This is a genomic window from uncultured Methanobrevibacter sp., assembly GCF_947166415.1.
Classification (GTDB): Archaea; Methanobacteriota; Methanobacteria; order Methanobacteriales; family Methanobacteriaceae; genus Methanocatella.
This window is the reverse complement of record NZ_CAMVEE010000019.1, coordinates 24,917-39,434: the sequence shown is the minus strand read 5'-3', so window position 1 is coordinate 39,434 and position 14,518 is coordinate 24,917. Positions and strand designations below refer to the sequence as shown.

Annotated in this window: 17 protein-coding genes; 5 read left to right on the top strand and 12 right to left on the bottom strand. The window is 37.1% G+C overall.

Annotated elements, in window-relative coordinates:
• Positions 1–170: 170 nt before the first annotated feature.
• Entirely contained in the window at positions 171–1,034 is an 864-nt protein-coding gene (gene thiM, locus Q0W25_RS05645) for a hydroxyethylthiazole kinase (RefSeq protein WP_298519976.1), read from the top strand.
• Positions 1,031–1,651, top strand: coding sequence for a thiamine phosphate synthase (gene thiE, locus Q0W25_RS05640; RefSeq protein ID WP_298519973.1), 621 nt, complete (start codon positions 1,031–1,033; stop codon positions 1,649–1,651). Before thiM ends, thiE begins: the two co-directional genes overlap by 4 nt.
• 36 nt (positions 1,652–1,687) lie before the next feature.
• Here the strand turns inward: thiE and Q0W25_RS05635 are convergent, their stop codons facing one another.
• Complete coding sequence (locus Q0W25_RS05635) at positions 1,688–2,905, bottom strand: phosphoglycerate kinase (protein ID WP_298519970.1); 1,218 nt, start codon at positions 2,903–2,905, stop codon at positions 1,688–1,690.
• A 37-nt stretch (positions 2,906–2,942) separates the two neighbouring features.
• On the bottom strand, positions 2,943–3,611 hold the full coding sequence (gene tpiA, locus Q0W25_RS05630) for a triose-phosphate isomerase (protein WP_298519967.1): 669 nt from the start codon (positions 3,609–3,611) through the stop codon (positions 2,943–2,945).
• Between the two features lie 83 nt (positions 3,612–3,694).
• Between tpiA and twy1 the strand changes: the two genes are divergently transcribed.
• The gene (gene twy1, locus Q0W25_RS05625) at positions 3,695–4,612 is read left to right on the top strand and encodes a 4-demethylwyosine synthase TYW1 (protein WP_298519964.1); all 918 of its coding nucleotides are present in this window, start codon (positions 3,695–3,697) and stop codon (positions 4,610–4,612) included.
• On the opposite strand, the gene Q0W25_RS05620 is transcribed toward twy1, so the two are convergent.
• Genes Q0W25_RS05620 through Q0W25_RS05595 form a run of 6 tightly spaced genes read right to left on the bottom strand, consistent with a single transcriptional unit; the run spans position 4,587 to position 9,205 of the window.
• Positions 4,587–5,249 (bottom strand): flavodoxin family protein, encoded by a 663-nt coding sequence (locus Q0W25_RS05620; protein ID WP_298519961.1) that lies wholly within the window; start codon positions 5,247–5,249, stop codon positions 4,587–4,589. The two genes, twy1 and Q0W25_RS05620, sit on opposite strands and share 26 nt — an antisense overlap.
• Positions 5,250–6,368 carry an ADP-forming succinate--CoA ligase subunit beta gene (sucC, locus tag Q0W25_RS05615; RefSeq protein ID WP_298519959.1) on the bottom strand — a complete coding sequence of 373 codons (1,119 nt, stop codon included), beginning with the start codon at positions 6,366–6,368 and terminating at the stop codon, positions 5,250–5,252.
• A gap of 8 nt (positions 6,369–6,376) precedes the next feature.
• Positions 6,377–6,925 carry a 2-oxoacid:ferredoxin oxidoreductase subunit gamma gene (locus Q0W25_RS05610; protein WP_298519956.1) on the bottom strand — a complete coding sequence of 183 codons (549 nt, stop codon included), beginning with the start codon at positions 6,923–6,925 and terminating at the stop codon, positions 6,377–6,379.
• Between the two features lie 9 nt (positions 6,926–6,934).
• Complete coding sequence (locus Q0W25_RS05605) at positions 6,935–7,798, bottom strand: 2-oxoacid:ferredoxin oxidoreductase subunit beta (protein ID WP_297826299.1); 864 nt, start codon at positions 7,796–7,798, stop codon at positions 6,935–6,937.
• Complete coding sequence (locus Q0W25_RS05600; RefSeq protein WP_297826296.1) at positions 7,799–8,929, bottom strand: 2-oxoacid:acceptor oxidoreductase subunit alpha; 1,131 nt, start codon at positions 8,927–8,929, stop codon at positions 7,799–7,801.
• A gap of 9 nt (positions 8,930–8,938) precedes the next feature.
• The gene (locus tag Q0W25_RS05595) at positions 8,939–9,205 is read right to left on the bottom strand and encodes a ferredoxin family protein (protein ID WP_297826293.1); all 267 of its coding nucleotides are present in this window, start codon (positions 9,203–9,205) and stop codon (positions 8,939–8,941) included.
• A gap of 133 nt (positions 9,206–9,338) precedes the next feature.
• Here Q0W25_RS05595 and Q0W25_RS05590 point away from each other — a divergent pair, with 133 nt between their 5' ends.
• Positions 9,339–9,830: a fumarate hydratase C-terminal domain-containing protein gene (locus Q0W25_RS05590; protein ID WP_298519951.1), complete on the top strand. Its 492-nt coding sequence runs from the start codon at positions 9,339–9,341 to the stop codon at positions 9,828–9,830.
• A gap of 9 nt (positions 9,831–9,839) precedes the next feature.
• Here the strand turns inward: Q0W25_RS05590 and Q0W25_RS05585 are convergent, their stop codons facing one another.
• Entirely contained in the window at positions 9,840–10,574 is a 735-nt protein-coding gene (locus Q0W25_RS05585) for a peptidylprolyl isomerase (protein ID WP_297826287.1), read from the bottom strand.
• A 156-nt stretch (positions 10,575–10,730) separates the two neighbouring features.
• On the opposite strand from Q0W25_RS05585, the gene Q0W25_RS05580 reads away from it, so the two are divergent.
• Complete coding sequence (locus tag Q0W25_RS05580; RefSeq protein WP_298519946.1) at positions 10,731–11,825, top strand: DUF763 domain-containing protein; 1,095 nt, start codon at positions 10,731–10,733, stop codon at positions 11,823–11,825.
• Here the strand turns inward: Q0W25_RS05580 and Q0W25_RS05575 are convergent.
• From Q0W25_RS05575 to Q0W25_RS05565, 3 genes are all read right to left on the bottom strand, one after another.
• The gene (locus Q0W25_RS05575) at positions 11,822–12,364 is read right to left on the bottom strand and encodes a tRNA (cytidine(56)-2'-O)-methyltransferase (protein ID WP_298519979.1); all 543 of its coding nucleotides are present in this window, start codon (positions 12,362–12,364) and stop codon (positions 11,822–11,824) included. The genes Q0W25_RS05580 and Q0W25_RS05575 overlap by 4 nt on opposite strands.
• 289 nt (positions 12,365–12,653) lie before the next feature.
• Positions 12,654–13,436 (bottom strand): adenosylcobinamide-GDP ribazoletransferase, encoded by a 783-nt coding sequence (gene cobS / locus Q0W25_RS05570; protein ID WP_298519943.1) that lies wholly within the window; start codon positions 13,434–13,436, stop codon positions 12,654–12,656.
• Between the two features lie 2 nt (positions 13,437–13,438).
• Positions 13,439–14,515: a phosphatidylglycerophosphatase A gene (locus Q0W25_RS05565; RefSeq protein WP_298519940.1), complete on the bottom strand. Its 1,077-nt coding sequence runs from the start codon at positions 14,513–14,515 to the stop codon at positions 13,439–13,441.
• Positions 14,516–14,518: the final 3 nt, after the last annotated feature.

The following is a 14,518-nucleotide window of genomic DNA, read 5'->3' as shown; positions in this document are numbered from 1 at the left end:
ACCCGCGACCACGAGATTACAAGTCTCGCGCTCTACCAGACTGAGCCACCGAGGCTTAGCTCTATATTATAGAACAACATAAATTATGTTTAAAGTCCTTTAAATACTTTGCGATAAAACAATGAAAGTTCAACAAAAACTTAAATATTAATTTCTTTATATTAATAACCATGATAAATGATGATAAATTAAAAGAAAAAATCACAAAATCATTAACAGAAATAAAAGCAAAAAACCCTTTAACTCACTGCATAACCAATTCAGTGACAATAAACGATTGTGCCAATGCCGTTCTTGCAATCGGAGGGTCTCCATTCATGGCAGAAGATGCAGAAGAGCTTGAAGAAGTCGTGACAATAGCCGATGCTTTAGTAATCAACATAGGAAAATTAAGCAAAGAACAAATCAAATCAATGAACGTGAGTGCAAAAGTTGCAAATGAAACAGGAACACCAATCGTTCTTGATCCTGTAGGAGTTGGAGTGACAGAATTAAGAAATGAAACCACATTAAATCTTATTGAAAATTATCAAATGACCACCATTCGCGGAAACATCAGTGAAATCAAAGCAATAGCAAAATTGACAGGTGTTATTGATGAAAACAATACTGCAAAAGGTGTTGACGTTAATGCTGATGACATAATCACTGAAGAGAATTTAGCTGCAAATGGAGAAATAATAAAAGAGCTTGCAAAGAAATTGAACACGACAGTACTCGCAAGCGGACCTATCGACATCTTAAGCGACGGTGAAACAACCATAGCGATTGACAACGGAGACGATATGATGCCTTTGATTACAGGTAGCGGATGCATGTTGTCTTCAATTGTTGGAAGCTGCGTAGGAGGATCAACACCTCTAGAAGGAACACTGGTTGCTATTTTAGCTATGAATCTTGCCGGTGAAAAAGCAAGAGCCAAGGTTGACGAAAAAGATGAAGGAACAGGTTCATTTAGAACTTACTTAATAGATTACCTTTACAAGACTAATGCCGAAAGCTTAGTTGAAGAATCAAATATCATGATATTATGAAAGACATAGATTTATCTCTTTATCTTGTAACTGACAACAGCGATGATGTGGAAAAATTCCTTAACACCATTGAAGAAGCAATAAAAGGAGGAGTAAGTGTAGTTCAAATCAGAGAAAAGACTGCAGATACCCTGGAATTTTATAATTTGGCATTGCAAGTTAAAGAAATTACAACAAAATACAATGTACCGTTAATCATTAACGATAGAGTCGATGTTGCACTGGCCATAGATGCTGATGGAGTCCATGTCGGCCAAAGCGATATGCCCTGCGACATTACAAGAAAACTGATCGGTAAAGATAAGATACTTGGAGTTTCAGCCGCAACCATCGAAGAGGCAAAAAAAGCTGAAAGAGATGGTGCAGATTATATTGGAACAGGAGCAGTATTTCCAACCGAAACCAAAGATGACGCTCCTTCAATAACAAAAGAAGATCTAAAAGAAATTACCGAATCAATAAATATTCCAACAGTTGCGATAGGCGGCATTACCTTAGAAAACGCAAGCCAACTGAAAGATACTGGAATTGCAGGATTATCTGTTGTGAGTGCAATAATGAGTTCTGATAATCCGAAAAAATCATCTGAAGAGCTATTAAATATTTTTAATAGCTAATCCCTATTTTTTTAAAAAAAAAGTTGTAAAAAAATATTATTTTTTACAGTTTTTAAGTGCCTCTACGGCAGCTAACTTTTTACCGGCAAGCATGCTGATGCAAGCTCCACCACCACTGCTCAAGTGACTCATCTGATCTTCCAGTCCGAGACCTGCAGTAGCAGCGGCAATATGACCTCCACCGATTAATGAGAAACCTTTAGAACTTGCCATTGCGTTGATTAAATCTTCAGTACCCATTGCAAATTTAGGGTCTTCAAATACGCCGGCAGGACCGTTTGCAAAAATGTATTTTGCGTTTCTGATTTCATTAGCATACATTGAAATGGTCTTTACACCAATGTCAAAGATGGCTTCATTTGGAATATCTCCCAGGTCATAATCCACACGTTCACCATCGATTTCACATGCAACATCAATAGGATACTTGACCTTGTCACCGAACCTGTCTATGAGCTCTTTGGCTTTCTCGACCATGTTCTCATATCCTCTGCTTGCTATGAAATCCTTATTTACCTGACCAATATCAACACCAGCAGCCCATAAAACAATGTTTCCGACAATACCTGTTGTTAGGACGGAATCTGCTGTTCCATTGCCTAAAACATTTTCCATAACATCAATGGAATCTTCAGGCTTCATTCCTCCAAGAAGGAATACACACGGATGTTCAACATTGTCCAATGCATTTTGAATTACGGTCAGTTCCTCCTCCATTACACGACCTGCAGCGGAAGGAGTGTTGACTGTAAAACCAACTAAAGATGCCTGTGACCTGTGAGCGGCCGCAAATGCATCATTTACAAAATAATCAATTAATGGAGATAAGTTTCTTACAAGCAATGTTTTTGATTGCTCTTCAGGAGTTCTTGAAAGTGATTCTTCAGAAAAGAAACGTGCATTTTCAAGAAGTAATATTTCATGAGCTTTGAGAGATTTGATAGCCTCTTTGGCTGCATTGGAAAACAGGGAATCGATGTATTTGACTCTTAAATTTAAAATTTCAGACAATGCTTCGGCATGCTGAGATAAAGTTGTAAAATCCTTTTTGCCCGGACGGCTTTGGTGTGCAAGGAGTACAACCTTAGCTCCCTTATTGGATAATTCCTTAACAGTTTGGGAATGAAGTTTCAATCTTGTATCATCCAATATAATACCTGAACTTGGATCTACAGGAGCATTAATATCAATTCTAACAAGTACAGTCTTATCTTCAATATCAAAATCATCAATTGTATTAAATTTATCTGCCATTTATCTCACTCATGAATATTTATTAAATTATAAGCTTTTATAACTTACTAACCAAATCAAGCAAAGCATCTTTTGGACTTTCAGCTTTAATGATTCCTGATGCAAGCAATACACCATCAGCACCCAAATCCATTGCGGCTTTCATGTCATCCCCAGTGGTTATTCCAGCGCCACACAATACCTTAATATTTTTATTGATTGCTTTGACCTCTTTTACGGTATCCTCCACAACTTCAGGTTGTGCTTGAGATACAGGAATACCAGTACCAATCAATTCCGGAGGTTCGACAGCCACAGCATCAGGAGCAAGAGCAGCAACCGCTTTTGAAGTTTCTATATTATTAGTGCAAACGCAGGATTCTATTTCATTAGCCCTGCATAATTTAACGACTTCATCGATGTCAGCCAATTTCATTCTATTTTCTGAATGGTTTATCAATGAGCCGCTGATGCCTGCCTCAATTAAGGTTTGGATTAAATTAGACCCAGTATGTCCTCCAGGAGAAATTGGGTCAATGTGCTGTGCGAAAATAGGAAGGGAAGTCTCTTCATGAATCCTATAGATATCTGCTGCCTGAGGAGATGCAACCATAGTAATCCCAGATTCATTAGCTGCACTTTCCAAATCATGTGCAAGTTCCAATGCTTTTATTCCACTAGATTCCAAATAAGTTTTATAATTCAATATTACAATTGGTGTATCCATAGTATCCCCGATTAATTTTTATATATAATATTTTAATTTACCGAATATTTAAATTATTAGAAAATATATAACATAAACTTAATATGTCATTCAATAAAAACCAAATAGAAAAATTAGAAAAAAGCGGATATAGATTCGTCGGAAGCCATGGGCATGCGGCAGTCAAAACATGCCATTGGACTCGTCAAAGCATTTCAGACAAAGGTGTTTGCTATAAGGAAAAGTTCTATGGAATCCAATCCCACAGATGCCTTCAAATGTCTCCAGCAGTGCCGAACTGCCAGCAGGAATGTGAGTTTTGCTGGAGAGACCTGACTTATACGCAAACCCACTGGGAAGATGATGAATATGATGACCCAAAAACAATAGTGAACGAAGCTATTAAAGCACAGAACAACTTGTTATGCGGTTTTTATGGAAATGACAAAGCCAACAAGAAAAAATTGGAAGAGATGAAAAACCCGAATAATGCAGCAATTTCCCTAGCCGGCGAACCGACACTTTATCCTAAAATTGATGAGTTGATTGGTGAGTTTAACAGAAGGGATTTTACAACATTTGTTGTAAGCAACGGCCAATGTGTCGAAAGGCTCAGAAATCTGGAAAACGATCCTTACCAATTGTATCTTTCCTTGGATGCACCCAACGAGAAAATATTTAATGACGTGTGCAGACCTAGAATAAATGATGCTTGGAGCAATTTAAACGAATCACTTGAAACGTTAGCTAGCTTTGACTCCCGTACATGCATACGAAATACCTGCGTTAGGGGAAGAAATATGGAACAGCCTGAAGAATATGCCAAATTAATAAAAAAAGCAGACCCTGATTTTGTAGAAATCAAGGCATATATGTGTGTCGGTTCCTCTCGTGAACGCTTGACAATGGACAACATGCCATTATTTGATGAGGTTAAGAGTTTTGCTCAAAAAATAGGTGCTGAATGTGGAAAAGAAATAGTGAACGAATCTGAAATCAGTCGAGTTGTTTTGCTCGAATAGCTATTTTTTTACCCAACTCAAATGCAGATTCCAAATCTTTAGGAAACCTGTTTTTACGGATTTCCCTTCTTTCACTTTCATCAAATACATCGGAAACATACCTGGAATAATCCTTAAACTGATATGTTTCATAGACATAGAGATGGTCAATCTCACTAAATGTCAAAGCCAATCCCCTTTCAAAGTGGTCATGGAGATCGTGATAACCGATTTGATGAGAGATTTCTTCGGATGCATTCATTGTATAGATGTAAGCCAATGGCATCCTTTTATGCTCAACTACTTCGGTTTTGCTATAAGCAACGAATGGAAATGAGAATCGCTCTAAAAAGCATCTCATATTCCCAGTAACATCGCTCAAATAGATTGGTGAACCCAATATAATGCCATCAGATTCAACAACTTCTTCTAGAATAGGTTTTAAATCATCTTTTTGAACGCATTTGCCATAATGTTTTCCATTGACTACCTTACATGCAAAACAGCTCTTGCATCCATGGAATGGAAAATCATATAAATTAATCCTTTCAACTTCCGCATCTGGAAAAACTGATTTTACGCCTTCTAATGCCTTATCCAAAAGCAGTGCAGTATTACATTTTGGTCTTGGGGAACCATTAATGGCAAAGAATTTCATTTATCTGCCCTCCGCTTTTATTTCTTCACAGAGTTCAACTGCCTTTTTAGCAGCCTTTTCCATTGAAGTTTCAAATGGAATGCCTGCTTCTTCTAAAAGCCTTTGGCCTTCTTCTTCATTGGTACCGGTTAATCTGATAACAATATGAACCTTGCGTTCTGCTTGTTCCAATGCTTTGATTACACCACGAGCTACGTCGTCAGCTTTAGTAATTCCTCCTAAAACATTCAAGAACACTACTTTGACTGGGTCGTAGTTCAATACAATATTTAAAGCCTGATTGATAATATGCTCTGAAGCTCCGCCACCAATATCCAGGAATGTTGCCGGTTCGCCTCCGTTAAGCTTAATCATGTCCATAGCAGTCAATGTTAAACCTGCACCATTTCCAATAACTGCAATGTCCCCATCCAACTGAACAAAATCAACAGCTTTCGGTTTATAGTGGAGTCTGTCAACTAAAGCCTGATGTCTGAACAATGAATCGTTTTCAACGACCAACTTTGCATCAGCAGCTATTAGCCCTTTAGGAGTTAATACCAATGGGTTTATTTCAGCAGTGACAGCATCATATTTGGTAAAAACATTGTATAATTTCCATATAATATCACCCATCGGAGAAATTAATTCTGATGAAACGCCCATCTTACGTGCGATTTCACGTGCTTCATATGGTAAAAAGTCAAGCAAAGGATTTGGACAATATTTAATAATTTTTTCAGGGTTTGTTTTAGCCAAGTTTTCAATTTCAATTCCGCCTTCCTTACTTGCTAAGATTACAGGCCTTCTAGCGCCCCTGTCAACTGAAACGGTTACGAAAAATTCGTTGAGAATCTCTGCTTTTTCTTCAACTAACAAGTGTTTTACTTTTTCACCCTTAATTTCCATTCCTAAAATTTCTTCTGAAACTTTTAAAGCTTCACCAGGGTTGTCCGCGAATTTTACACCACCGGCCTTACCTCTTCCACCGGTTAAAACTTGCGCTTTAATAACAACAGGCACTCCCATCTCTGAAGAAATAGCCATTGCTTCTTCAGGATAATTTGCAATATGCCCTTCCAAAATTGGAATTCCTTCATCGTTAAAAATTTGTTTTGCTACATTTTCAAAAAATCTCATATTTACACCTATTCCACTAAAGCATATCCTGCTTCGAAAGCTTTAATGTTTTTCTCTTCTGTTCCTTTAGGAACGCTGTCTTCAATAGCTTTCATAGCAGCTTCTTTTGATATAACCTCTGTAATTTTTGTAATTGCTCCGACCATAACGATATTGGCTACAATCTTAAGGCCGATTTCATCGGTTGCTGTTTTTGTAGCTGGAGCTTCATAAACTTTAATGTCATGTTCATCAATGAACTCTCTTACATCTTCAATATCTGTTGTTCCTGGATCAACAATCAAAGTTCCATTGTCTTTCAAGTCAACGATATACTTTATTAAAGCTTCGTTAGACATTGCGATTAAAATATCGGGACTTTGAAATTTAGGGTAATCGATTTCGGTATCGCTGATAACAACTTCACATTTAGAAGCTCCCCCACGAGCTTCCGGACCGTAAGATTGAGTTTGAACAGCTTCTTTTTGATCAAAGATACTTGCGGCTTTACCTAAAATAATTCCTGCAAGGATAACACCTTGACCTCCAAATCCACCAATTCTTATTTCAGTTCTCATAACATCCACCTATAATTCTGATTCATATGCTGAATTGATAAGAGTTTTCTTACCAGATTTCTCTACACTGATATTCTCAATGCCTTGTGTGAATTCATCTTTTTGTTTATTGGCGAATTCACCGACAACTATTTTTCCTTCTAATTCCTTTGCACTCATCCTATCTGCTGCAGATTTGAATACAGTATTTGCTTTCATTACTGCTGCCATTGCTGTAGGAGTCCTGAGTTTATTTTTACGACCATAATAAGTAGGGCATTGTGTGGCAACTTCAATAAATGAAAATCCTGGATTTTTTAAACCGTCTTTTATTGCGAGCACAAGATTTTCAATTTGAACAGTGGTCCATCTTGCGGAATAGGATGCTCCTGCAGCAGCAACAAGTTCAGCTAGGTTAAATGGAGTGTCCCTATTACCGTATGGAGCTGTTGTTCCGAAACTGCCTTTAGGAGATGTAGGACTGATTTGCCCACCAGTCATACCATAAATATTATTGTTGATACATATTACAGTAAGATTAATGTTTCTTCTTGCCGCGTGAATCAAATGGTTACCACCAATGGAAGCAGCATCACCGTCTCCAGTGAAAACAACTACATCCAAATCCTTATTTGCAACTTTCAAACCGGTTGCAAAACTTAAGGCCCTTCCGTGAGTTGTATGGAGAGAATCACAATTTAAATAACCTGGAATTCTTGAGGAACAACCAATTCCTGAAACCATAGCTATATTGTCAAAATCCATTTCAGCTTTTTCCATAGCTGCAAGGAATGCATTGATGATAGCTCCATTTCCACAACCTGGGCAAAAAATATGAGGCAATCTATCTTCTCTCATATAAGGGAGAAATCTGTTCTCTTTATGTTGTGACATTTAGTTTCCTCCTATCTCTTTAATTTTTTCTACAATTTCATCAGGAGTTGGCATAACCCCTCCGATTACACCCATCAAGTGAACATCGGCACCTTTTCCAAGTACGCGGTCAACTTCATAATACATTTGACCCAAATTCATTTCTACGACCAAAACATCTTTTGCGTTGGATGCCAATTCCAGGAGTTGCTCATCAGGGAACGGCCAAGGAGTATCGATTTTAATGTAACCAACTTTCAAACCGTCTTCTCTTGCTTTTGTGACTGCTTCCCCAACGGACCTTACAGGAGAACCGTATGATACAATTATCATGTCTGCATCTTCACAGTTTTGAGATTTGACAGAACAGATTTTATCTTTATTATTCAATATCTTATCGCAAATTCTTTGAACAAGTTTTTGATGAGTTTCGGGATTGTTAGTGTCCGGATAACCTCTTTCATCGTGTGTCAATCCGGTTACGTGAATATTGAATCCGTCACCGAATGCCGGCATGGGATTTGTTCCGTTTTCAGTATTTTCAAACGGCAAATAATCATCAGATTTTTCAGGCCTTTTTCTTGGAACGATTTCAATATCGTCTTCAACAGTAATCTTTTCTCTCATGTGGCCGACAATTTCATCTGCCATTACGAATACAGGAACCCTGAATTCTTCTGCCAAGTTGAATGCCTTAATTGTGAAATCGAAAAATTCCTGAACGCTGGATGGTGCAAGAGCGATTGGTTCATAATCACCATGAGAACCCCAACGTGCCTGCATCATATCACTTTGTGAAGTCATTGTTGGCTGAGCGGTTGATGGAGAACCTCTTTGAACATCAACAATAACAATAGGGGTTTCGCTCATAAACGCATATCCTATGTTTTCCTGCATTAATGAAATACCCGGTCCTGAGGTAGCTGTCATGGATTTGGTTCCTCCCCATGAACCTCCAATAATAGCGCCTGCAGATGCGATTTCATCTTCCATCTGAACAAATGACCCTCCTACTTTCGGTAATTCGCGTGCAAGAGTTTCTGCAACTTCTGTAGATGGAGTGATTGGATAACCTGCAAAAAATCTACAACCTGCAGCTATTGCACCTTTAGCGCATGCTTCATTTCCTTGAATAAAAAATTCTTGAGCCATTTTTAACACCTACTTTTTCCCCTTTGTAAAATTAGGATTGAAGTTAATATCATTCTCTTCATTCATCCACCAATTTTCAGGCAAATCTACTGTAATAGCTTGATCAGGACATGCAACTTCGCAAGTGCCGCACTTAGTACATCTATCTTCGAAATTAACATAAGGCAATTGTACGCCTTTTTTATTAGTTTCAGGAGATATTGCATATACATTCTTGTAGCACATGAACAAGCAAAGATGACATCCTTTACATAAATTCTCATCAATAACAATCAATTTAATAATCTCCTAACCTATTCATCATAAATAAATATAGAATGTATATATCTTTATTAATGAACATTTAAATATCTTATCAAAAATCATGATAAATTAAAAAATTTATTAAAAATCAGAACAGAGTATTAGTATGAAACACTTAACCACCCCGATTACCGATGAAGATTTGGAAGGTCTGAATGTTGGAGACCAGATTACCGTTTCAGGCACTATCTATACTGGCCGTGATGCGGCGCTGCCCCAGTTAGTTGGCTTAATTGAAAATGATGAAGTCCCTATCGATTTGAATGGAAGCGTTATCATGCATACTGCCTTTAGCGATGCGGGAATTGCTCCAACAACAAGCAGCAAAGTAGAAATAGAATCATCAATACCTATATTAAGCGAAAATGGTGTCAAAATCCATATCGGAAAGGGAATGTTAAGTGATGATACCACAAATGCACTGGAAAAAAACAATTCTATTTTTGTAATTACCCCGCCGGTAGCTGCATTGCTTACAAACAAAGTTCTTGAAAAAAAATGTGTTCTATTTGAAAATGAGGGCATGGAAGCCATGTTTGAATTAAAAGTAGAAAAAATCCCTGGGATAGTGGCTATCCACAAGGGAAAAAAAATTTAGACAAAGAAATTATTCTTCGTCTTCTTCATCATCGGATTCTTCTCTTTTTTCGAATCCGTCAACGAAATTAACTTTGGTAATTTCATCGATGTTATCCCAAATATCTTTAGCTATTCTGAATCTTGCAAAGGTAATGTCCATGTAAGATTGTTGGTCGAATTTAGCCATTTCATCTAATTTGATGTTTGCAACACCGTCTTCGATGCTGATTTCGGTTTTATCGATGTCAACATTAGGGTTGGAGTAGTGTAACTCAATCATACTTTTGATTTTTTCTGATTCATCTTCGATGATTTCAGTTACTTGAACATCGTAAATTAAATCTTTTCCTGCTAATTCGTGATTGAAATCTACTTTTACTCTTCCGCCGTTTACGGTTAAGATTTTACCGCTTGCGCCTTCAGATTGGATTCTCATACCTGGAACAGGATTCATGCCTTGTTTTCTGAATTCTTTCATAGGCACTAATTGGATCATTTTAGGGTCTCTAGGACCAAATGCATTATCGGAATCAACTTCAATATGTTTGGTGTCTCCTTCTTCTAATCCAATGATTGCTTCTTCAATTGCAGGTAATAAGTGGTTTCCACCAACAACAATAGGAATTGGTTTATAGGTTTTATTTTCTTCAAAAATACCTGCTTCTTGTGCAACTTCATCATAAGTGGTATCAAATACTTCATCAGTTTCTTTAACTTTACCTGTAAAATTTACTCTTACAAAATCTCCGTTATCTACAGCCATAATAATTACGCTCCTTAATAATTTTGATTAAATAATTTGTTAATAAATATAACATTATAAAATATATCAGTAATTAGTATATTAAAGTTTTGTTTAAAATACTTTTCAAATGCTCTTTCTAAAAAATATTATAAAATTAAATAAAAAATATTATTCATGCAAAGAAGAGGTGCAGTCAACCTACCGCTCCATGGAGGGCATCCGCCAAAATGGCTATTTTCAAGAATGGTGGAACTATCAGGAGCTTTGGCTTCAGTCATTATCGAAGAATACAGCCTAAATGAATTCCTGAATAGAATTTCAAACCCTTACTGGTTTCAGGCATTTTCCTGCGTGTTGGGTTTCGATTGGCATTCCTCCGGAACTACAACCACCACCCTAGGCGCCCTGAAAGCATCTTTAAGCCCAGAAGAACATGGAATCTATTTGACTGGAGGCAAAGGCGCCAAATCCAGAAAAACTCCAGATGGAATAAAGCATGCAGGAGACATATTCAACCTTAAAACAAAAACAACTGAAAAACTTGTTGAAACCAGCAAGCTATCAGCAAAGATTGACAATTCGTGCATTCAGGACGGCTATACGCTGTACCAGCACAACTTCTTCATCACAGAAAAGGGGGATTGGGCTGTCGTTCAGCAAGGATTGAATACCGAAAATAAGTATGCTCGAAGATATCACTGGTTAGGCAAGGAAGTGGATGACCTCCTGAATGATCCACACAGCGGAATTTCCTGCGACAAGATAACACCCCAAACCCTGAATATGTCCGCTGATGAAAGCAAAGAAGCCCAAAAGATAAGCGTTGATTTGATTAATGACAATCCAAATCATTTAAGACAATATTTCAAAAGAAAAGATAATCAAATGCTTTTAGAAGACTTTACAATGCCTGCGCATCACCCTGTTTTAGACATGGACATTTCAGATACGGAATTTGAAGTGCTTACAAGAGCTTATGAAATTCAACCTGAAAATTATGAAGAACTTATTTTACTTCAGGGAATCGGTCAAAAAAAAATAAGAGCACTTGCATTAATATCCGATTTAGTTTATGGAGAACCTGCAAGCTGGAAAGACCCTGTAAAATATAGCTTTACGCATGGAGGCAAAGATGGGTTTCCATATCCGGTTGACAGGGAAGTCTATGACAATTCAATTCAAACCATCAGAGATGCGCTTGACCAGGCAAGAATAAAAAAAGATGAAAAATTAAAAGCAATTAAGAGACTTGATGATTTCATCTCTTAACGGTTTTCGTTGTGAATATTTACTGTTTTTCCATGTGCTGTTGGAATAACTTCAAGCACAGGATTTTCAAATTCCAAATCGAATTCCGCTCCATCCATCAGCAAATGCTGGAATACTGCAAGTGAAGATACTTCCGAATGTGGTTGGGTTGTTACTGACACATTCCAATCTGCAGCCTTATACACTTTTCCAGGAACTTTGGAACCTCCGACAATAATCAGGATATCTGAACCATCTTCTCTGACTTCAGGTGCAATCTCATGAGCTTGAGAACCATACATTGTTAAATGCACCACTTTTCCGCCGTCGGCTTTCCATTTATTGATAACACTCATATAGCTTTCAGTATATTCTATTTCAAAATTTCCCCCGAATCTTGAAGCGGTGTCCCTTACGTTTTCCATAAGGTTATTATCCCTTTCACCGGCAAGGAAAATTTTGCTGGCTCCAAAAGCACGGGCGGTTAAACATACGTGAGTTGTTATACGAGTGTCTCTTTTTAGTCTGTGATCTAATCTTAAAACATTGACTTTCATAATATCAAGAAAAATAAATTAATTGAAAAATAATTAATCTAATATTTCGAATTTTAAATATATAATAATTTTGTAAAAAAAGATGAAAATGCCACTTACTTGCTTTAGAGAATTATGGGCTATTGATATTGGTTAAATGAAAGTTTTTTAAATAATAAAATGGAGGTGATGTATGAGTGGGTAAGTGGCAAATAACATCAAAAATAAGTATACAAATCCTGATTAATAAAGTAATGCTTTTTAAAAAGCAATTATTGAATTAAAGTTAATAAATTGCTTTTAAAATGAAAAATTAGAAATAAAATAAAGTTACGGCCATGAACAGCAAAGCCATTAAACGACCAACCTCATTACTCATTCCCAAAACGTCACCATTCGCGTATACGAAATTTCTTTTTGCAATAAATGCAATTATCATTCCTGAAACGATAGCTCCCAAAACGCCGCTGACACCAACAAAACCACCGAATAAAATTGCAATGGCAGTGACGACCAGTGTGGATATCAGGTAATTGGCACCGTTGGTTTCAAATATGAAATAGCTTCCGATTCCCGGAGTTAACGGTTTGGATAAAAGTGCTGTTGTCAATAGGGATGTTTTCGCAACCATTTCACATATGATGATTCCAAAAATGAAATTGTAATCCAAGATATTGTAAATTCCAGCAATTGTTAAGCTAGCCACTAAAAATAATGTCGCAACTCCTCCCGCACCGACAGATGAGTCTTTCATTACGCGAATCTTGCGGGCCGCATCGCCGTGAACCATGACTCCATCGGCCATGTCCATTACGCCATCCAAATGGTTATATCCTGAAATAATCATTAGAAATGCATAAACAATAGCTGCTGCAAAGAATGAATTTAAATGCAGAATATTTAAAGAGATATAACCGCAAAACATTGCCAATATTCCAATGAACAGATGTATAAACGGCCAGCACCATGTCAATTTAGTCATATACTCTATTGAAGTATACACCCTAATCGGCAAAATTGTTGAAAAGGTTAAAAGCCCCAATAAAGATTTAACTGGGGAAAATTCTTCATCTTCAAAGTAACTATCATCTTCCATAATTATTCCTCAAATATTTTTGACATGCAACCAGCTATCAAACCTGCAAAGATATCATCCAGCAGGGGAGGCAATCCATAAATGATACCTGGTTTTGCTTCATCATAACGTTTAAAATTGAAAGCTGCCTTAGTTCCGGCAATCTGATTAGCAATTGCCAATCCCAATACTTCATCTGCATAGAGATAAGCAGAATCATCGCTTACATCAACTTCCCTTATGCGGTTGCCGGTTAAGTCCTGTTCAGTCCTCATAGCTGCCGCAATAAGTGTGATGACGTTAATATCGGTTAAGGATTTTAGAATTTGCACCTTCATCTTTTCCCTTAACTCATCGGTTACCTCAACGCCCTCGGCAAGTTCCATTCCAGCATCCACCAAATCGCCTATAAGAATTCCTTCGGCCACCAAATAATCGAGAATTCCAAAGGTCAATTCCAGCTTTTCAAATGCATCTTCTATGCTGATTTCAACAGCATCTTCAATTCTAATTTTTAAATCATCAAAATCAACATTATCAACATCCAAATTATTAATGTCTAAACTATCCAAGTCATTTTCAGGAACATTGGCCAACACTGCCAGAAAATCATCAGTATTCAAAATATTCTGGATATGTAAAGGCAGTGCCATGTTTGCCAAAACTTTCGCTTTAATGTTGGTTGCGATTTTAAAGATTTTCAACAAATCCTTTGGAGATAATACTTTATCAATATAAATTACATGACTTATATTGATTCTTGCATCCCCAAATCCTTTTTTGGAATTGGCAACCCTCAAATGGTCAGTGAAATCCTCCACAACAACATCATTGCTTGTAAATGTGAAAATGGTTAAGTCATCATAATTGTTTGTGAAATAATCAAGGGATTGTGATGCCTGTGCAATATATGACCTTTCAGATTGATTGAAGATCTCTGCCTTTTTGGCGGTTGATTTATACTCATCTTTAGCTTTGATGATATTGACATTCTCAACAATATCTATTCCATCGCTTACAGTGAAATCACTGAAAGCCAGGAAATGATTCGGATTATTGATTGCAATCCCATAATCTTTTTCAATAATATTGATTTTCATTTT